The 20,918-nt window shown below is 32.4% G+C and carries 17 protein-coding genes and 1 pseudogene; 8 read left to right on the top strand and 10 right to left on the bottom strand.

Going from position 1 to position 20,918, the window contains the following annotated elements; all coding sequences use genetic code 11:
* Window positions 1-67 precede the first annotated feature (67 nt).
* A complete protein-coding gene (locus tag ACZ0AH_RS15555; protein WP_463476710.1) occupies window positions 68-1,129 on the bottom strand; it encodes a DUF3810 domain-containing protein in 1,062 nt (353 codons plus the stop codon).
* A gap of 263 nt (window positions 1,130-1,392) precedes the next feature.
* Between ACZ0AH_RS15555 and ACZ0AH_RS15550 the strand changes: the two genes are divergently transcribed.
* Window positions 1,393-2,853, top strand: a complete 1,461-nt coding sequence (locus ACZ0AH_RS15550) for an aminoacyl-histidine dipeptidase (RefSeq protein WP_463476709.1) — start codon at window positions 1,393-1,395, stop codon at window positions 2,851-2,853.
* 254 nt (window positions 2,854-3,107) lie between these two features.
* Here ACZ0AH_RS15550 and ACZ0AH_RS15545 read toward each other — a convergent pair whose 3' ends face one another.
* The 4 genes and pseudogenes from ACZ0AH_RS15545 to ACZ0AH_RS15530 all read right to left on the bottom strand — a co-directional run bounded on the left by ACZ0AH_RS15545 (window position 3,108) and on the right by ACZ0AH_RS15530 (window position 8,357).
* The gene (locus ACZ0AH_RS15545) at window positions 3,108-4,418 is read right to left on the bottom strand and encodes a TIGR00341 family protein (RefSeq protein WP_463476708.1); all 1,311 of its coding nucleotides are present in this window, start codon (window positions 4,416-4,418) and stop codon (window positions 3,108-3,110) included.
* 203 nt (window positions 4,419-4,621) lie between these two features.
* Window positions 4,622-5,395, bottom strand: coding sequence for a carboxypeptidase-like regulatory domain-containing protein (locus tag ACZ0AH_RS15540; protein ID WP_463476707.1), 774 nt, complete (start codon window positions 5,393-5,395; stop codon window positions 4,622-4,624).
* A 249-nt stretch (window positions 5,396-5,644) separates the two neighbouring features.
* Window positions 5,645-7,574: pseudogene (locus ACZ0AH_RS15535) on the bottom strand (DEAD/DEAH box helicase).
* 204 nt (window positions 7,575-7,778) lie between these two features.
* Complete coding sequence (locus ACZ0AH_RS15530; RefSeq protein WP_463476706.1) at window positions 7,779-8,357, bottom strand: non-canonical purine NTP diphosphatase; 579 nt, start codon at window positions 8,355-8,357, stop codon at window positions 7,779-7,781.
* A gap of 84 nt (window positions 8,358-8,441) precedes the next feature.
* Here ACZ0AH_RS15530 and ACZ0AH_RS15525 point away from each other — a divergent pair, with 84 nt between their 5' ends.
* Window positions 8,442-10,220 carry an ABC transporter ATP-binding protein gene (locus tag ACZ0AH_RS15525; protein WP_463476705.1) on the top strand — a complete coding sequence of 593 codons (1,779 nt, stop codon included), beginning with the start codon at window positions 8,442-8,444 and terminating at the stop codon, window positions 10,218-10,220.
* A 77-nt stretch (window positions 10,221-10,297) separates the two neighbouring features.
* Here the strand turns inward: ACZ0AH_RS15525 and ACZ0AH_RS15520 are convergent, their stop codons facing one another.
* Entirely contained in the window at window positions 10,298-10,609 is a 312-nt protein-coding gene (locus ACZ0AH_RS15520) for a ribosomal maturation YjgA family protein (RefSeq protein WP_463476704.1), read from the bottom strand.
* 221 nt (window positions 10,610-10,830) lie between these two features.
* Between ACZ0AH_RS15520 and ACZ0AH_RS15515 the strand changes: the two genes are divergently transcribed.
* The 4 genes from ACZ0AH_RS15515 (at window position 10,831) to ACZ0AH_RS15500 (ending at window position 13,895) form a co-directional block, all read left to right on the top strand.
* Entirely contained in the window at window positions 10,831-11,433 is a 603-nt protein-coding gene (locus ACZ0AH_RS15515) for a transposase (RefSeq protein ID WP_463476703.1), read from the top strand.
* A gap of 222 nt (window positions 11,434-11,655) precedes the next feature.
* Window positions 11,656-12,843: a glycoside hydrolase family 88 protein gene (locus tag ACZ0AH_RS15510; RefSeq protein ID WP_463476702.1), complete on the top strand. Its 1,188-nt coding sequence runs from the start codon at window positions 11,656-11,658 to the stop codon at window positions 12,841-12,843.
* Window positions 12,844-12,849: 6 nt separating this feature from the next.
* On the top strand, window positions 12,850-13,254 hold the full coding sequence (locus ACZ0AH_RS15505) for a hypothetical protein (RefSeq protein WP_463476701.1): 405 nt from the start codon (window positions 12,850-12,852) through the stop codon (window positions 13,252-13,254).
* 206 nt (window positions 13,255-13,460) lie between these two features.
* Window positions 13,461-13,895, top strand: coding sequence for a hypothetical protein (locus ACZ0AH_RS15500; protein ID WP_463476700.1), 435 nt, complete (start codon window positions 13,461-13,463; stop codon window positions 13,893-13,895).
* A gap of 53 nt (window positions 13,896-13,948) precedes the next feature.
* Here the strand turns inward: ACZ0AH_RS15500 and ACZ0AH_RS15495 are convergent, their stop codons facing one another.
* On the bottom strand, window positions 13,949-15,460 hold the full coding sequence (locus ACZ0AH_RS15495) for an FMN-binding glutamate synthase family protein (RefSeq protein ID WP_463476699.1): 1,512 nt from the start codon (window positions 15,458-15,460) through the stop codon (window positions 13,949-13,951).
* A 33-nt stretch (window positions 15,461-15,493) separates the two neighbouring features.
* Window positions 15,494-16,276, bottom strand: a complete 783-nt coding sequence (locus ACZ0AH_RS15490) for an NYN domain-containing protein (protein ID WP_463476698.1) — start codon at window positions 16,274-16,276, stop codon at window positions 15,494-15,496.
* A 288-nt stretch (window positions 16,277-16,564) separates the two neighbouring features.
* On the opposite strand from ACZ0AH_RS15490, the gene ACZ0AH_RS15485 reads away from it, so the two are divergent.
* On the top strand, window positions 16,565-17,827 hold the full coding sequence (locus ACZ0AH_RS15485; protein WP_463476697.1) for an aminotransferase class I/II-fold pyridoxal phosphate-dependent enzyme: 1,263 nt from the start codon (window positions 16,565-16,567) through the stop codon (window positions 17,825-17,827).
* A 121-nt stretch (window positions 17,828-17,948) separates the two neighbouring features.
* Entirely contained in the window at window positions 17,949-18,431 is a 483-nt protein-coding gene (locus tag ACZ0AH_RS15480) for a hypothetical protein (RefSeq protein WP_463476696.1), read from the top strand.
* A gap of 285 nt (window positions 18,432-18,716) precedes the next feature.
* Here the strand turns inward: ACZ0AH_RS15480 and ACZ0AH_RS15475 are convergent, their stop codons facing one another.
* Entirely contained in the window at window positions 18,717-19,835 is a 1,119-nt protein-coding gene (locus ACZ0AH_RS15475) for a GTP cyclohydrolase (RefSeq protein ID WP_463476695.1), read from the bottom strand.
* A gap of 46 nt (window positions 19,836-19,881) precedes the next feature.
* Window positions 19,882-20,859, bottom strand: a complete 978-nt coding sequence (locus ACZ0AH_RS15470) for a transporter (protein WP_463476694.1) — start codon at window positions 20,857-20,859, stop codon at window positions 19,882-19,884.
* Window positions 20,860-20,918: the final 59 nt, after the last annotated feature.

The following is a 20,918-nucleotide window of genomic DNA, read 5'->3' as shown; positions in this document are numbered from 1 at the left end:
TTATTTTGAAACCTTAAATTATACTCAATTTTAGTTCGTGAAAATTAGTGTAATTCGTGGTAAACTTTTATAATTGTCGGTTCTTATAATAATTCACCATCAAATCTATAAATTTACTGTAACTTTCCATTCCGTCTTTTTGATTGTTTGTTTTTAAGAAATTATCATAAAGAAAATGAAAACCTTCGTCTATAAAAGTGTCGTATTGTTTCCAGAAATCCTGACTTTCCTGATAGTTTTTTAAAATTCCAACGTGAACAGTTTTCTTTAATTGATTAAAAATCTTTTCATTTTTAAACTGCCAGATTCCTAAACAATAACGTAAAGCAAAACTATATCCGGAATATTGATAATATAAATTATCGTTTTTTACTGATGCCAAAACACCAATAAAATTACATTCGCTTTCACTGGCAAAACCCATTTGGTGCGCCATTTCATGACAGCTTGTAAGCGGGAAATTATACATTGGTAATAAATCATTTACCTGAGCTTCATTTGTAAACGGATTTAAATATCCTCCAAATCCCATATAAGTTAAAGGTAAACTAAATAGCGATTTTTTAATGCTCAAAGTTTGATAAGTAAAATAAGGATGTTCTTCTGCAAGATTTTTATAACCATTTAAATTCATCTGAAAAGCCTGATCTTGCGAGTATGGAAAAACAATTTTTGCGCTATCATTTTTTGTGATTTGAAATTGAATTTCATTTGTTTTGGCAATTATTTTTTTTGTAAAAATGAGCAATTCGGCATCAGTATATTCTCTTTTAATATTCATTTTTTCAAAAAGAGGTTCTCTGTAATAGTTTAATGCCCAAAGTAAATGAAAGAAAAAGTAGAATATAGATAATGCACTTAGTGCCTTTAGAAGATTATCTTTCCACTGTAACTTCCAGGTTTTTCTGGTTTTCCAAAACCATCGAATCAAAAAGAGTATCAAAATAGAATAAATACAATCACCAACAGAAAAAGGAATTTTGCCTAAAACGTTTCTTGAGAAATGTGAAATCCAGATGTATAATCCGTTACTGTAAAAGCTTTCGATAAATTCCGGGAAAAAGCGAAGAATCTTTAAAATGATGATTTGTAGAAGAAGAAATAGTGGTAAAATGTATTTTGATTTCACAGTTTAAATTTTGGATACGTAAATATAATTACAATATTAATAGTAAAACAAAGATTTAAAAAGTTGGCCACGAATTCACGAATTTTTATTAAAAAAATTGGTGCTTTATAATTGCTTAATTTTTGAATTAAGCTTAAAACTGATATTGATTTGATTAATTCGTGAATTCGTGGCAGAAAATTTTAAATCTGTTTCTCAACGTAAAAAGCATTTAAACTTTGTAACTTTGGAACTCTTAATTGTTAAACTTCAAACAAAATATAATGAGTCAGGAAATAAGAAATCTGGAACCTAAAGCACTTTGGAATAAATTTGCCGATTTGAACGCCGTTCCACGTCCGTCAAAGAAAGAAGAACGTGTAATCGAGTTTATGAAAAACTTTGGAAACAGCTTAGGTTTAGAAACTTTTGAAGACGAAATCCGAAATGTAATCATCAGAAAACCTGCAACTCCCGGAATGGAAAATCGCAAAGCAATTGTTATGCAGGGGCATCTTGATATGGTGCACCAAAAAAATGCAGATACTGTTTTTGATTTCGATACGCAGGGAATTGACATGTATGTAGATGGTGACTGGGTTCGCGCTCGCGGTACAACGCTTGGCGCGGATAATGGGTTAGGAGTAGCGACAATTATGGCTGTTTTAGAAAGTACAGCTATTCCGCATCCGGCAATTGAAGCTTTGTTTACAATTGATGAAGAGACAGGAATGACAGGTGCTTTAAACCTAAAAGGTGGAATTTTACAAGGTCAGATTCTTTTGAATTTAGATACTGAAGAAGATGATGAAATTGACATAGGCTGCGCTGGTGGAATCGATGTAACGGCTACAAGAACGTATCATGAAGAAGAAGTTCCGGAAGGATCAGTTGGACATATTATTACCGTAAAAGGCTTAAATGGTGGTCATTCAGGAATGGATATCAACAAGGGTTTAGGAAATGCCAACAAAATCATGAACCGTTTGTTATTTGATGCTTTTGAAAACTTCGGATTACAAGTGGCTGAAATTAACGGAGGAAGTTTACGAAATGCAATTCCGAGAGAAAGCGTTGCGAAAGTAATTATTTCTGAAATGTTTGATGAAGCCTATATTTTTGATATGCAGGAAATCATCAATGATATTAAAGCTGAATATAAAACTACGGAACCAAACCTTACTATCGAAATCGTAAAATGCGATTTGCCGGAAAAAGTAATGGATTTAGGCGTTCAGGAAGGAATTATTCGCGCTATTTATGCCGCTCATAATGGTGTTTACAGAATGAGCGCTGATATGGATGACTTGGTTGAAACTTCAAATAATATTGCCAGAGTTATTGTAAAAGATGGCGAAATATCTATTGGATGTTTGACACGTTCTTCTGTAGAAACTTCAAAATTTGACCTGGCTAACGCATTGCGTTCTGCTTTTGAATTAGTAGGCTGCGAAGTGGAACTTTCAGGTTCTTATCCAGGTTGGACTCCAAATGTAAACTCTGAAATATTAGATACTTTGGTTGGAATTTACGAAAAACAAAATAACGAAAAACCAAAAGTTGTAGCTTGTCACGCTGGTTTAGAATGTGGAATTTTAGGAACAAATTATCCGGATATGGATATGATTTCTTTTGGACCAACTATTCACGGAGCGCATTCTCCAGACGAAAGAGCAAGTATTTCTTCGGCTCAAAAATATTGGAAATTTGTATTAGAAATTCTTTCGAATATTCCGGTTAAATAAAGCAAGTAATCAGTTTTTAGTCGCAGTTTTCAGTCACAATAGAACTGAAAAAACTGCGACTGCGACTGAAAACTAAGATTTAGTCTCTTTTAGGACTGTTTTTCTTTTCTCTTTTTTCTTCTTTTTTCTCTTTAGCCGTTTTTAACGGTTCTTTTTTCACTGTCTTTTTAGCGTCTTGACTCTTTGCCATGATATTTTTGATTTAGATTGTTACTTATTTTTAAAGTAAATATAAGTTCTATTTTTGAGTTAAATTAATTATTTTGCTTGTATACTTCAATAGAATCTTTTTGTAGTCTTTCTTTTAGCCACAATTTCATTTTCTGCTGCGTCTGCAAATCGATTGATTTTTTACTTTGATAGAGAATAATTGGTATTATTCTGGACTTATTTTCTTTGTTTTCAATAGTGTAATTTCCGATTTTCAGAGAAGTTATTGTTGGAAATAATATTTTCACTTCATCATTAATTTGATTGTTATTGAATTGATATTGTGATAATTGATTTCGTAAATCATTAATCATAATATCTTTTTGATCGACTACACTTTGACTGTTATTGATCTGGTTCATGATATCTTTTCTTAAATTCACTGTGTCTTGTCTAATAATCAATTTGGTGTTGGGTAAATCATAATTAATCAATTTTTTATTGAGACTGTCAATTTCGGCGTCATTAAATTTTTTAGTTAAAAAAGCCAATTCAATTCTTTTTGGATCTGTATTATACCTGATTTTTTTATAGATAATAGGATAATCATTGTCGAGAAATTGTTTCTGAATAAAAATTTCTGTTCTCGAATTATAACTTTTCTGATTGTATAATTGATATGCGAAATAGACACTTGGTAAGATTAAGAATAAAATTAAAATTGAGATTACATATTTTACTCTTTTTTCGTGTTTTGGATTCAATTGTTTGGCAACCGGATATTTTAAGTATTTTACAATCAAAAAAGTCGCAATGCAAATAAAAACACAATTGATGGTATAAAGATATAAAGCACCAAAAAAATAAAGATAATTTCCTAAAGCTAAACCATAACCTGCTGTACAAAGTGGAGGCATTAAAGCAGTTGCAATGGCAACGCCGGGAATTGGATTTCCCTTTTCTACACGTGTTACGGCTATTACACCAACCAGACCGCCAAAAAAAGCAATTAGAATATCATAAATATTAGGCGAAGTCCTGGCTAATAATTCTGATTGTGCTTCTTTAAAAGGGCTTATATAAAAATAAATGGCTGAAGTGGTCAAACTTACTCCTGTTGCAATGACTAAATTTTTAATAGATTTTTTTAATAGTTCAAAATCATACATTCCTAAACCAAAACCCGCGCCCATAATTGGTCCCATTAAAGGGGAAATCAACATAGCACCAATAATAACTGCAGTCGAATTGACATTTAAACCAACAGAAGCAATGATAATGGCGCAGGCTAAAATCCAAATATTAGAACCTCTAAAAGATACATTGCCGGTTATATTTTCAATAACCGATTTTTTATTTTCTTCGCCTTTATGAAGATCGATGAAGTTTAGGATTTTTTGAGTGGTATTTGTCATTTCATTCTTGATTTAAAAAGAAAAGCTAAATTTTCAGCAGAAGTAGAAAGTCTAATTTAATCAAAAAAAATGTGAAAGCCTATATTTTAACTTTAGAAACAAATAAATAATCAACACCTTTATTGATTAACGATTTTAAAAGACATAAAAAAATCCTCAACTTTAAAAAATTGAGGATCTATATTTTTTTATAAAAGTAGATTTTAGTTTCGCTTTAATACTTTATATTGTTCATAACAAGCACTAATTGCATCCATAATCTGCAAATCGTTTGCTGATTGAATAAATGAATCCGAATAATTGCAACGCTGTAAAATTTCAGGAATTTCGTCTTTGCTTACGCCTAAAAGTACAGAGACAGTTTCGCGGTCATATTTAGATTCTAAAAGATTTCTAACGGTATCATCCTTTCGCATTTCCTTTAATTTCTTGAGTTCTCTACCATTTTTCCCAAAGAAACCATACAGTACATCGGCAGGATTAAAAATAGATCCCAATACTTTTCCAAAAGCATTTGGCGAATATTCCCCGGCTTCATAACCTTGTGTAAGGCCTGAAATGCTATAACGGTAGTTTTCTTTTGTTGGAATTAATTTGGAGTCGATTTCAAGATAACCTGTCAGATTAAAAGGAGCAATAACAACTTCTTCAAGTGCAATTGCTTTTTCGGTAAGCTGAATTCGGGTTACTTTATTTTTTATCCAGTCATTTGTTACTCTGATTCTCAAAGATTGGAATCCTAAAATAGAAAAATGAAGTGTATCGTTTACCTGCACATCAATTTCAAAATATCCTTTAGCATCAGACATCGCACCACGTACTTTGTTTGTGTTAATAATATTTACATTAGGAAGCGGCTGTTTACTATTGTCATTAATAATATAACCAGACACTCTTTGTGGCGCTGTAGACTCAGTGTCTTGTGCAAAAACAATAGTAGATAGTAGAGTAAAAAAGAAAACGGCGAAATATTTCATATCCTTATTTAAAGCTCTAAAAGTAGTAAATCGGGATTAAATATTTCGTAGTCTTCGAATATAATTATCAGAAAATTAACAAAGGTAAAAGTATTGCTTTTAGTATTTAACTAAAAAGGGATAACGAGATTTAAATTAAATGATTTTGAGTTATAATCTTATCAGTTAAAAGAAAGATTCTTCGTAAAAAAAATCCCAAATTCCAATGATATCTGGAATTTGGGATTTATATTTAAGATAATTGACTTATTAGTCTCTTCTTGGTCTTCTTGGTCTTGGTGAATCACCAAAGCTTTCAGAACGTCTTGGAGCTCTGTCTGAACTTCCTTCGCTTCTTGGAGCAGAACTTCTAAAACCACCTTCTCTTTTTGGAGCAGATGAATTTCTGTCGCTTCTGAAACCACCTTCTCTTGGAGCTGAGCTTCTGTCACTTCTGAAACCATTACCGCCACCAGAACCTTCACGTCTTGGTCCGAAACTTCCTCCGCCAGAACCTTCTCTTCTTGGTCCTCCAGAACTTCTTCCGCCACCAGAACGTCCGTTATGGTCACGTCTTCCGCCACCATCATTTTTAGAAATTTCAACATTAATACGACGTCCTTCTAATTGTACGTTGTTTAATACTTCCATTACCTTATCAGTGTGTTCAGGATCAGTGTTAAAGAAAGAGAAACCTTCTTTTACATCTACTTTGAAAACGTCATCGTCGACCTAAGTCTAATGTTTCTTTCAAGTAATCTTTAAGAGTCATCCAATCGAAATTGTCTCTTGAACCGATGTTTACAAAATAACGAACTGCTCCATTATTATTGAATTCTCTTGGCTCAGAATCCGTTCTTTCGCGTCTTTCTCCAGATTGAGATGAAATATCTCTGTTCTTTTTGTAGTAAGCAATAAAACGGTTAAATTCTACTGAAACCATTTTCTTAATCAATTCTTCTTTAGATAAACCTTCAAGAACATTGTTGATTGCTGGTAAATAGTTGTCAATTTCGTGATCAACTTCAGTATCTTTAATTTTGTTTGCTAAGTGCAACAATTGAATTTCGCAGATTTCGATTCCTGATGGAATAGATTTCTCTTCAAATTTTTGTTTGATGATTCTTTCGATAGAAGAAATTTTACGCAACTCACTTTTTGTAACAATTACAATAGAAGTTCCTAATTTTCCAGCTCTACCAGTACGTCCTGAACGGTGATTGTAAGTTTCAATTTCGTCAGGAAGTTGGTAATTTACTACGTGAGTAATATTATCAACGTCAATACCACGTGCAGCAACGTCAGTAGCAACAAGCATCTGAATTTGTCTTCCACGGAAAGATTTCATTACACCATCACGTTGCGCCTGAGATAAATCTCCGTGCAATGCAGCAGCGCTGTATCCATCTTCAATTAATTTTTCGGCTACAGCTTGTGTATCTCTTTTAGTACGACAGAAAACCACAGAGAAAATGTCCGGATTAGCATCGGCTAAACGTTTCAAAGCTTCGTAACGATCACGTGCATTTACTAAGTAAAATTCGTGAGAAACTGTTGCAGAACCTGAGTTCTTAGCTCCAACAGTAATTTCAACCGGGTCGCTCATAAATTGTTTTGCAATTCTGGCAACCTCTTGTGGCATAGTTGCAGAGAACAACCATGTACTTTTTTGATCTGGAGTATCGGATAATATAGATACGATATCCTCATAAAATCCCATGTTCAGCATTTCGTCAGCCTCATCAAGAATACAGTAATCTATATTTTTAATGTTAACCAGACCTCTGTTGATCATGTCTTGCATTCTCCCCGGAGTAGCCACAATAATTTGTGCTCCTCTCTTAATGTCCCTAGCTTGCTCTGTAATACTAGCCCCGCCGTAAACTGCTACCACATTAATACCTTTCTCGTATTTTGCGTAGTTTTTAAGTTCGTTGGTAATCTGTAAACAAAGTTCTCGTGTTGGCGATAAAACTAATGCTTGTGTATTTCTGTTGTCAGCATCAATTTTTTGAATTAGCGGAAAACCGAAAGCTGCCGTTTTCCCTGTCCCTGTCTGAGCCAACGCAACCATATCTGTATCTTTTTCCAATAATAGGGGAATCGCTTTCTCCTGTACTTCTGACGGATTCTCAAATCCTAGATCTAAAATCGCCTTCAGTAACGATTCATTCAATCCTAATTGTTCAAATTTGTTCATATATATTTTTAAAATAGGGTGCAAAATTACTGTTAATTATTCAGATATACTAATGCTATTTTAAGAATTATGTATTTGTTATGATTTGATTATCAAAAAGTTATGTTTATCGTAAAATCATTTTGATCTAAAATCGAAGAATTTTAAGCAAAATTACGCCGCGAAATATAAATTTTCGCCTTTAAAATGTTGTATTTTAAACAATTATTTGGTTGTGTTCAGGAAATCAATTAGTTGCTGAGTTGCTTTTGCGCGATGACTAATTTTATTTTTGATATCCGAAGATAATTGCGCAAAAGTTTCTGAATAATTTTTTGGCTGAAAAATCGGATCATATCCAAAACCATGATTTCCTTTTTTCTCCAAAACAATATTTCCTGCTGCAATTCCGGTAAATAAATATTGTTTTCCGTTTAAATTTAAAGCAATAACGGTCTTGAACTGGGCGCTGCGATCTTCCTTATCTGATAAAGCTCCTAAAAGTTTATTCATATTATCATCGGCATTGCGCTGTTCTCCAGCATATCTGGCCGAATAAACGCCGGGTTCTCCATTTAAAGCCGCAACTTCCAGACCTGTATCATCTGCAAAACAATCATAACCAAATTTTTCAGTTACATAATTTGCTTTCAAAATCGCATTTCCTTCAATTGTATCTGCAGTTTCCGGAATTTTTTCGTAACAGCCAATATCTTCCAAACTTAATAATTGAATAGAGCCGTTTAAGATACTTTGAATTTCTTTGATTTTATTAAGGTTGTTCGAAGCGAAAACAAGTTTCATAATTGTGCGTTTAATAATTAGGAGTATTTTAAAAACACAAATTTAGAATTCTTATATTTGATATATTACATAAAATAAAAATAAATGCAGTTATCGGTTCTCTATAAAAAAATAACACCTTTTGTTAAGCCATATAGAAAAATGGTAATCGCTACCTTATTACTTACTTTTTTGGGCTCGTTCGCCGCGCAGGTAAATGCTTTAATTATAAAATATACCGTTGATACAATTAGTAATTTAATGGTTGCTCATGAACCTTTGTCAAAAGGATTTCATTTATTAGGTATTATAAGTCTGGTGCTGCTTTCGAAAGAATTGGTGTATTCAGTGGTGCAATTTGGACAAAAATTCTACGGAGAAAAACTGCGTATTTTTATAACCCGTGATATTTCGCAAACAATAGTCGAAAAAATCCTGAGTTATAGAATGGAGTTTTACACTTCAAATGAAAATGAAAGCGGAAAACTTCAAACCAGGATCGATTTGGGAATTAGCAGTTTAACAAAATTAGTCCAGAACTTTTTTATTGATATTCTGCCTTTGTTTGCAAATTCTCTCGTTGCTTTAGTACTTATGTTTTACGCCAATATTTATGTTGGATTAGTGAGTTTATGTATTATTCCCATTTATTTTTATGTAAGTCAGTTACAAGCGAATAAATTAAGTGGTTTTAGACGAAGAATGCGTAATTATCGTGAAACGAAGAATAACGGAATCATTAGTTTGATTGAATCGATAACCGTTATAAAATCTTTTGTTCGTGAACCGATGGAAGCGGATCGTCATAAAAAAATTCAGTTTGAAATGACCGAAAATCAATTGGCAACCCGAAAAACCAGTTTTATTTTTGAAAGCATCAAAGGTTTTATCGAACAAATAGGAGTCGTTGTTATCATTATTCTAACCGCTTATTTTGTTCTGAATAATACGATGACAATTGGTGCAATCATGTTTCATATTATGTTGTTTAATAACGTTTCGTCGCCAATCAGGCAATTGCACCGTATTTATGATGAAGTAAACGATGCATTGATTTATTCTGAAGGTTTCTTTGATATTTTAGAATCAGAAAATGAAAAAGAAACCAGTGGAAACTATATTCCTGAAAAAATCATAGGACTTATTGAAGTAGAAGATGTTGATTTTGTTTATCCAAACGGAACTAAAGCGCTTTCGGATATCAATTTCACTATAAAACCAAACGAAACAACTGCTTTGGTTGGATTAAGCGGGGCGGGAAAAAGTACTGTTATTAATTTATTGGATAAATTTTATTTGCCGTCAAGCGGAAAAATTTATTTAGATGGAGTAGACTTAAACGATTATAATACTGATTTTCTGCGTAAAAACATTGGATTAGTATTGCAGAAAAACCACATATTTAAAGGTACAATCGCTGAAAATATTTTATATGGAAATCCGGATGCTTCGCAATCTGAAATTATAGACGCTGCCAAACAGGCTTATATTCACGAGCAAGTTATGAAATTGCCAAAAGGGTATGATTCTGATGCTCATTTGCTTTCAGGCGGACAACAGCAACGAATTGCCATTGCGAGATTATTTCTGAAAAATCCGCCCATTATTTTTTTAGATGAGCCAACTGCCAGTTTAGATGCAATTGCTACCGAACAAATAAAAAAATCATTAGATGCCATTAAAAGAGACAGAACCGTGATTATAATATCGCATAGTATTTCTCAAATTATAGATGCTTCAAATATCGTAGTTCTGGAACAGGGAAAATGTGTAGAAAAAGGAACACACGATGAATTGTATGATAATAAAGGTACTTATTATCATATTTTTATGGCAATGGCAAACAGCTTAAACATTGAAAAAATTACGCAGACGTTTGATTAATTATGAATGTCTGAAATCTTTGTAAAAGTTTAAAACTTTGACAAAGATAGCGTTGCTAATAAAATTATGCAGACGTTTTATAACTGTTTCTTGTAATATTTTTTTTCGATTAGAAAGACCACCAAAACTCCAAAAGTATAAGCAACAATATCACTCCATAAAAAACCCTGCCCTAAAACATATCTGCCAAAGAGAGTCTTTCTAATTTCAATAATCCACGGAGCCTGATAAAGCTGAAAAAACTCAATTCCGTAACAAATCAATAATGAAAGAATTAAGATTTGAATAGCTTTTTTCTCTATTAATATCATTCGGATAAAAACATACATCATTACAGCATAAAGGAAATCGCCTGTAAATAGCGGAATTATTGAAATTTTTCTAGACATGATTCCAAGAAAAATAATCAGTAATAATAGGATGAAATAATGAAGTCTGTATTTTTTCAAATTTGAATTTTATGTATTAGAAAAGCAAAGTTACGACGAATTGAATGTTCGCTTCTTTGTCAAAGTTCAAAACTTTGACAAAGATTCCTGTTTTATTACAATTCTAAAAAAGAAGGAAAAATCTTATTTTTGTTTTACTTTTGAAATAAAATTAAGTTTCAATGGATATCAGAATTCAAAATTTAGAACCAGATTGTTTTTACCACATTTATAATCGAGGTGTTAATGGTGATAAAATCTTTGAAGAAGAAGATAATTATATATTTTTTATGAATCAGATTTTAAAATATTTAAAAAATATCTGCAATGTTTATGCTTATTGTTTGATGCCAAATCATTTTCATCTTTTAATTAAGATAAAGTCAAATGTAGAGTTGCAAAATCTTGTTCATGAAAAATCAAAATTAAATAAAGGTTTGGGTTTGCATTCTATTCAGAATTTACCAAGCAAGCAAATTAGTAAATTTATAAGTTCTTATACGCAATCTTATAATAAAGTATATAATCGACATGGACCATTATTCGAATCACCTTTTAAAAGAAAGAAAATTGATTCTGATCAATATTTAAAAAATGTAATAATTTATATTCATCAAAATCCAATGGAAATAAAAGGAGATTTTAAAAGCTATAAATTTTCATCTTATCCTGCGGTTTTATCGTCTTTAAAAACTAATGTGAGGAGAAAGGAAGTAATTGAGTTATTTGGTGATTTAGAAAATTTTATATTCTGTCATCATCATTTAATTGACTTCAAATTTTGAATGTTTTTGGTTATGAATATTGAAGAAATCTTGTCAAAGTTTAAAACTTTGACAAAGAGGTTAATGGATTTTTAGGGATTACGAGGATTAATTTCAATAAGAATGATTAGTACTTTTTTAGGTAAACAAAAATACAAAGATTCGGATACGTTGACTTTATTTTATAATTTTATCGATTCTATTAAAATATAGTAAACTATTACACCTTTTAAATATAACCACATGAATGCAAGATTATCCCTTTTTATTACTCTGATTGTAGCTTTATTTCTTTCTGGAAATGAAGGTTATTCTCAAAAAAATAATTCATTTAACATCAAAAAACAACTGGAATATTGTGCCGAACAAGCTTCAAAAACCTTAACTGTTATTCCAAATGACGGAACTTCGCCAAGAACAGTTTCGAACGGAAGCAAGGAATGGAAATTTGTTGGTTATAAAGATTGGACAAGTGGTTTTTGGCCGGGAGAATTGTGGTTTTTGTATGAAGCAACCGGAGATAAAAAATGGGAAAAAGAAGCAGATAAATTCACTCGTTTTTTAACGCCTTTATCTGTAAGTAAAGCTGGCGATCATGATTTAGGTTTTCAGGTTTTTAATAGCTTCGGAAATGGATATCGTTTGACAAAAAACAAAGAATATAAAGAAATAATCTTAAAAACGGCCGATACTCTGGCAACGCTTTTTAATCCAAAAGTAGGAACTATTCAGTCCTGGCCACATAATAAAATGGGCGGTCATAATACGATCATCGATAATATGATGAATTTAGAATTGTTGTTTTGGGCTTCTAAAAATGGCGGAAATAAAAAACTGTATGACATTGCTGTAAAACATGCCGAAACGACAATGAATAATCATTTCAGACCTGATTATACCTCATATCATGTTGTAATTTATGATTTTGAAACCGGTAAAAAAATAAAAGGACAAACAGCTCAGGGATATAGCGATGATAGTATGTGGGCGAGAGGTCAGGCGTGGGCAATTTACGGATTTACAATGGTTTACAGAGAAACAAAAGATCCTAAATTCTTAGATTTTGCGCATAAAGTAACCCGTGTATATTTGGATAGATTAACTACAAAAGATTTGATTCCTTATTGGGATTTTAATGCTCCGGATATTCCAAACGCGCCAAGAGATGCATCGGCGGCGGCAATTGTATCTTCGGCTCTTCTTGAATTGAGTTCTTATACTAAAGATAAAACCATAAAAAACGAATATCTGACAAAATCTAAGAAAATGATCGAATCACTTTCTAACGATTATCAAAGTCATGATGTAAATTCGGCATTTTTACTTCATTCAACCGGACATAAACCTGCCGGAAGCGAAATCGACTGTTCTATAAATTATGCTGATTATTATTATTTAGAAGCACTTTTAAGACTTCAGAAACTAAAATAAAAGATTATGATTAAGAAAATAAGCCAAATTTTATCTGTAATTTTCATTATTGTGATATTGGTTAGCTGTAAAAATACCAAGCAAAAACTTCAGGAATATGTAACAACTTATAATGCTTCAGCTAAAAGTTTTAAGGCAGATAATGTTACGCTTACTACGGCGAGAGGTTATATAAATGATAACAAAATTGAATTGCGATTTGAGACCAATTTAGAACAAAAAGAAGCTAATAAAGTTTCAGCAAATACATCATTTCCTAAGTTGTTGAAAGAAATGATCAATAAAAATCAGATTCCGAAAGAACTAGTTGAAGAAGGTGTTCAGTTTGATACTTATTTTTTGGCCGATGATAATACTGTTTTAGTAAAAGAATTAATTAATAAAGAATCGATAACTGAATTTCAGAAATAATTCAAAATATATGTCTAAAAAAAGCCTCTTTAAAGTGATTTAAAGAGGTTTTTTAATTTGTTAATTATTTAAACATATTCGATTTACATTTTCATAATTAATTTGTGACCAAATATTTACATTTTTCGTTTTTATTATTGAATGTTGTTTTTGTGTTAAAAGTTTGTTATGTTTGAGTTAAAAAATAACCTAAAAACCAAAAAATTATGAAAAAAATTACCCAAATCGTATTTGCTTTTTCCGTTTTACTGTTGCTGGTAAGCTGTAAAAATACCAAGCAAAAAATTCAGGAACACGTGAGTAATTATAATGTTTCGTCTTCAATAAAAGGCAATAATGTTGTAAGTACAAGTGCTAAAGCATTTTTAAATGATAATAAAATTGAAATAAGAATTGAAACTAATTTAGAAGGAACAGAAGCAAATAAGGCGGCAACTAATACATCATTTCCTGGTTTGCTGAAAGAAATGATCAAAAACAACCAAATTTCTCCGGAATTAGTTGAAGAAGGAGTAACATTTGATGTGTATTTTTTATCGTATAATAATATTATCCTTGCCCAGAAATTAGTTAATAAAGAAGAATTGGTGGCTTTAGAAAACGGAAGTTCTAAGGACAATAAAGAAACTGCAAAGCTTTAATTAAGTCAGACTAAAAAAGCCTCTTTATAAATTATAAAGAGGCTTTTTTAGTTTTAATGTTTGGTAACGTTCGTTAAAATATCCGGGAAATAACGATCTGAGAGATTTCCGAATTCGTCTCCGCGCATAAAAATATTCGGATCAACATCTGCAAAGCTTTTTTTGCCTGCAGCTGCTAAAAGTTCATTTGCAGCGTGCAAAGTATTTTTATGAAAATAATACACACGATCTGATTTATCGGTTACAACCAAGCCTTTCATGAGCATTTTATTTTGTGTGGCAACTCCGGTTGGACATTCGTTATTATGACAACGCAGCGCCTGAATACAGCCTAATGAAAACATAAAACCACGGGCACTATTACACATATCTGCGCCAAGGGCAACAGCGTGTAAAATAGAATAACCCGAAATGATTTTTCCGCTGCCAATAACGCGCATTTTATCACGAATGTTCAAACCTATTAAAGTTTTGTTTACGAAGATTAAAGCAGGTTCAAAAGGCATTCCAACGCCATCAGCAAATTCCAGCGGTGCAGCACCGGTCCCGCCTTCGGCACCATCAACGGTTATAAAATCCGGAAAAATATCTTCGGCAATCATCTCGTGACAAATCGATTCAAATTCGGCAGTACTTCCAATACATAATTTAAATCCAATTGGTTTTCCGTTTGATAATTCACGCAATTTCGCAATAAAATGAACCAATCCTTTCGGATCTGAAAAAGCACTGTGACTAGGAGGAGAAAGAATTAAAGTATGGGGTTCAACGCCTCTTATTTTGGCAATTTGCACCGTGTTTTTTGCAGCAGGAAGTACACCTCCGTGACCAGGTTTTGCACCTTGTGAGAGTTTAATTTCGATCATTTTTACGTTGGGAAGATTTGCTTTTTCTGAAAATTTTTCAGGATCAAAATTCCCTTCTGCATTTCGACAGCCAAAATAACCGGTTCCTATTTGCCAGGTAATATCTCCGCCGCCTTCAAGATGATAATCGGTTAAACCGCCTTCGCCTGTATTTTGGTAGAAATTTCCTTTTTTTGCACCAATATTTAAGGCACGAACGGCATTTTCGCTTAGCGAACCAAAACTCATTGCCGAAATATTCAATAAAGACGCTAAATAAGGCTGTTTACAATCTTTTCCTCCCACTAATACTCGAGGCAATTCTTCGTTTACTTTTGCCGGAAAAATAGAATGTTTGATCCCTTCGTAACTATCATGATTTAGATTTTGCTGTGTTCCAAAAGGCGTATTCGAATCGATATTTTTGGCTCTTTGGTACACTAAAGAACGTTGATTTCTGGAAAAAGGCCTTCCGTCAGTCGATCTTTCAATAAAATATTGTTGGATTTCAGGAGCAATCATTTCAAATAAATATCTGAAATATCCCAAAACCGGAAAGTTTCTTAAAATAGCATGTTTCTTTTGAATCGTATTATAAACACCAACAACCAAAAGTATTGGTATAATGATAACCAGTAAAAAACCACGATCAGAATAATAGTAAATTGTTGCAACAATTAGAAACAATAAGAATCCGTAGATAAAGAATTTTTTTCTCATGTTTTTAAATAATTAATGGTAATAGTTTGATAATTAATTGAACCTTAAGCGTACGTAAACATGTTTAATTCCTTTCTTGTCTGATTCTCTTTCGTCTATTTCAAGAATATCAGTTAAGGATTTTAACATCGGCGTAAGCTTAGAAAAGCCGTAGTTTCTAGGGTCAAATTCAGGTTTTTTCTTAACGATGAGATTTCCAACATCGCCTAAAAACGCCCAGCCGTCATCATCTTCAATGTCCTCAATTGTGGCTTCGATAAGTTCAATAGTTTGTTTGTCAATTTTATGTAATGCTTTTTCTGCAGGTTTTTCAACAGGTTTTTTAGCATCTGCTGTAGCGGCAGTTTTAGGTTTTTTCTTCTGGATTGCGCCGTCTAAAACTTCAATATAGATAAATCTGTCGCAGGCAACGATAAAAGAGTTTGGGGTTTTCTTTTCTCCAATACCAATCACTTTCATGCCGGATTCTCTTAGCCTGATGGCAAGGCGTGTAAAATCGCTATCGCTCGAAACGATGCAAAACCCGTCTAATTTGCCTGAATAAAGCAAATCCATGGCGTCTATAATCAGGGCAGAATCTGATGAGTTTTTACCAACAGTATAGCTGTATTGTTGGATTGGGGTAATAGCATGTTCCAGTAAAACGGCTTTCCAGCCATTGGCGTTTGGTTTGGTCCAATCTGCGTAAATCCGCTTTGTGGTTGGGGTTCCAAATTTTGTTATTTCTTCCATCATACCTTTTACATTACTATAAGGTACGTTATCGGCATCAATAAGAACGGCTAATTTTAAATCTTTTGAGGTGCTTAAAGCCATTATTCAGTTGTTAGAATTGTATTCAATTTTTTAAAATGCATTTAAAATTAATAAAAAATAAAACAAATACGGCCTTTTGACCCGAATTTATAACAGGTATAAATTAATAAACTGCAAATTTGGTATTTTATTTTATTACGAAATTTATGATATTTATAGGTATTTCACGCATTTTTTTTTATTAAACATTGATTTTGAATCCGAATCATTTTTAAATTATTATGATACCATAGAATAAATATTTATTTTTGCTCGCTGTTTAAATAAAAATATTACTTCAAATATATTATGGTAAAAGATTTATTCGAAAGAATTCAAAACAATAAAGGGCCATTAGGAAAATGGGCATCACAAGCAGAAGGTTATTTTGTATTTCCAAAATTAGAAGGAGAATTGGGTCCAAGAATGAAATTTGGCGGAAAAGATATTTTAAACTGGAGTTTGAATGATTATTTAGGACTTGCAAATCATCCTGAGGTTCGTCAGGCCGATATTGATGCTGCAACTCAATTTGGAGCAGCTTACCCAATGGGAGCTCGTATGATGTCAGGACACACTAAATATCATGAACAATTAGAAAACGAATTGGCTGAGTTTGTTATGAAACCAGCTGCATATTTATTGAATTTTGGTTATCAGGGAATGGTCTCTACTATTGACGCTCTGGTTACTAAAAACGATATTATTGTATATGATGTAGATTCTCACGCTTGTATTATTGATGGAGTTCGTTTGCATATGGGTAAACGTTTTACCTACAAACACAATGATCTTGAAAGTATGGAGAAAAACCTGCAGCGTGCTACAAAAATGGCTACTGAAACAGGCGGAGGTATTTTATTTATTACCGAAGGTGTTTTTGGAATGCGCGGCCAACAAGGAAAATTAAAAGAAATTGTTGCCTTAAAAGAAAAATACAACTTCCGTTTATTAGTTGATGATGCACACGGTTTTGGTACTCTTGGTAAAACTGGAGCCGGAGCAGGTGAGGAGCAGGGAGTTCAGGACGGTATCGATGTTTACTTTTCCACTTTTGCAAAATCAATGGCTAATATTGGTGCTTTTGTAGCGGCCGATCAGGATATTATTGATTATTTAAAATATAATTTACGTTCGCAGATGTTTGCAAAAGCATTGCCAATGATTCAGACAATTGGATCTTTGAAACGTTTAGAATTATTGCGTAATCACCCGGAATTGAAAGATAAACTTTGGGAAAACGTAAACGCTTTACAAAACGGATTACGTTCAAGAAATTTCAATATTGGCGATACAAATACTTGTGTAACACCAGTTTATTTAGAAGGAAGTGTGCCTGAAGCAATGGTAATGGTAAACGATTTAAGAGAAAACTACGGTATTTTCCTGTCGATTGTAATTTATCCTGTAATTCCAAAAGGAATTATTTTGTTGAGAATGATCCCGACAACTTCACATACATTATCTGATATTGACGAAACGTTAACTGCTTTTGAAGCCATTCGTGAAAAATTAGAAAACGGAACTTATAAAGAAATTGCTAGTAGAACTACAGTTGATTTAGATGCTTAATCGCAACGTTTCAGAATAAATTTCCGTACGTGGGAATTATATAAAAGAATCCATTCGTTATACGAGTGGATTTTTTTTATTACAACTAACTTTATAATTCTAAATCATAAAAAATAAAAGCATGAAAAAAGTATTAGCAATTACAATTATTATAATAAGTCTTTTGACTTCTTGTAAAAAAGATCAGGTGGCTGAACCAGTCGTAATTCCGGCAAGCGCCCCTAAAGAAGCTGAAATTGTTGAACCTGCAGGAAACCAATGTTATTCCTGGAAATCAAATGGCAGTGTCATTGACATGAGCTTTAATGTAAACTCGCATCAGGAAGTAAATGGAAAATTAAGCTACAACCTGGTAGGAAAAGATAGAAATGAAGGAACTTTGATTGGAAATATGAAAGGAGATACTTTAATCGCCGATTATACTTTTATGTCTGAAGGGGTTTCATCAGTACGAGAAGTTGCTTTTCTGCAAAGAGAAGGTACTTTTATCGAAGGATACGGAGATGTTGTTACGGCAAATGATAAAGTAACCTTTAAAGATAAGGCAAAATTGAAATTTGATCAAAAAAATACATTAACTAAAGTTGATTGTAAAGTAGAATAACAAATTCTGCTAATTAAGAAAAAATCCATTCGTTGGGGCGAATGGATTTTTTTATTTAGTGTTGTTTTTTAATTTTATCTAAATATTCACTTGAATTTCCGTTCCAATAGCATTTTATACAACGCTGATTTACAAATTAAATTCATGTTTACAATTTTTATATCCGTATAAAATATTTGAACATTCGGGGCATAAATTTTGCATTTCTGAGGAATCTTTATAGAATTCACTTTTGCATTCATCACAAACTTTTACGTTCATTTTGCTTTTTTCCAAATTACTTTTCTAAAGATATTTCAAAAACGTTTTTCTTCTGCAGTGAATTTTTGGGTCAAAGTTTTTCCAAAGTAAATGAATCGCTGTATTTTCAGCTAATTCAGGTGTTCTGATGCAATTCTGAATTCCTTTTTCTGAAAAAGTTTTAAAATATTCATCAAAAATAATTGCTGTAACACCTTTATTTTGATAATCAGGATGAACTCCGATAAGGTAAAAAACAACATCTTTACTCTTTTTTCGGGCTTTTAATAAATGAATAAATCCAAACGGGAATAATTTTCCTTTTGCCTTCTGTAAAGCCTCAGAAAAACTTGGCATAACAATACTAAAAGCAACTAAATTATCGTCTTTATCAACCACAAATTTAATATATTCCGGATTGATGAAACTGATGTATTTCTTTTTAAAATATTCTTTCTGAACATCTGATATTGCTACAAACGAAGCCAGATTTGCATAAGATTCATTAAACAAATCAAACATTTTGTCGACATGCGGCATAATGTCTTTTGTTTTTGTAAAAGTCAGTGCGCGTAAACCATATCTTTTTTTGATAAGTTCCTGAGCTTTGAGGAAAAATTCAGGTTTAACATTCGAAAACGGAAAAATACTTTCGATATATTCTTTCTCAACCTGAAAACCTAACTGCTCAAAATGAGTTACATAATATGGATTATTATACCAGGTAATCATGGTTCCCATTTGGTCATAACCTTCTGTAAGAACACCAACTTTGTCAAGATTTGAGAATCCCATTGGACCTTCAGCATGCTCCAGATTGTGCTGTCTGCCTAATTCGTAAACTTTATCAAGCAATGCTTTTGTGACTTCAATATCATCAATAACATCAAACCATCCAAAACGAACTTTCCTTTTATGCTGATTATTTACTTCGGCCCAATTTATAATTGCTGTAATTCGGCCAACAATTTCGTTGTCTTTATAAGCAAGATAAAAATACGCCTCAGCGCTATCAAAGGCAGGATTTTTGGTTTTATCAAACGATTCTAATTCATCGGCAATAATGGGCGGAACCCAATATTTATTGTCTTTATATAATGAAAAAGGAAATTTAATATAGTCCGTTAATTCCTTTTTGGTTTTGGCTTCTTTAATTGTAATCATTAAAATGGTATTATAAGTGTTTCTTTTTGAGAAGTTTGTTTAATTCTTACTCGTATTTAGCTTTGCGTTTTCTTTCTTTTTCCTGATAATCGACTTCTCTTTGTTCCATCTCATTATCTTTATTCTTTTTGGCTTTATCCTTGCTTTTAAATTCCATTTGTTTCTCTTTATAACTTCCGTCATAACGCCAGGAAACACCAACTCCTCCATAAAAAATAGAAGGCGTATTTTTAAAATTAGTACTTAAAGAAGCATCAACCTGTAGATTGGAATTGATTAAATAAGCCGCACCGCCACGAATAATGGCATCGCTGTAAAAATCGCTTTTATAGCCTTGATTTTCAACAAAACCAGACCATTTATCATTGAATCCGTGTGTTAAAGTTAATACATAACCATAACTTGGGTAATCTGTACCAATATAATCGGCAATAATATTGGTTACGAAAACCCATTTTCCGCCTCCAAAAAGATTTTGGGTAACCAAAGCTACTTTTGGCGAAATAGCAGATTGAGGGGAAAAATAATAAGGATTATCGGCGCCAACAAAATTTGCGCCGGCAAACAATGAAACTGCCGGAATTAAAGAATGCCAGTCAAAACCATGATTGGCTTTGTAACTGTATATATTTTCCGTTTTTTTATAACTTTTATAAGGATCATAAATTAAATACTTAGCGCCTAAAACGGTTTGTCTGAAGTTATTTTTTTTATAACTGGTATATGGCGTATTAAAATTTTCCATTTGATATTGCAAATCGAGGATAAATTCTAATTTCTCAAGAAAAGCACCATATCTCAATGTCAGATCGGTACCAAAACCGCTTCCGTCATAATCCAGTAAATCGTGTTTTTCCTTAATGCCATAAACACCAATTTCAGCCTGAATGACTGATTTTCCAACTGCATAAGCAGACATTGTTTCTCCGGGACGATTGGAGTTGATGACATCAGTATATTGTGCGAAAAAAACTTGCGGAACAAAAAAAAGAGCTGTAATAAATAAGTTTTTAATTTTTAACATAATGTATTTTTTGATTAAAAAGTAATAACGCATTTCAAATGTACTATATTTTATTATTT

It is taken from the genome of Flavobacterium sp. AC105 (assembly GCF_979258495.1).
Note: the sequence above shows the minus strand (reverse complement) of the source record. Positions and strands in the feature narration are given on the sequence as shown.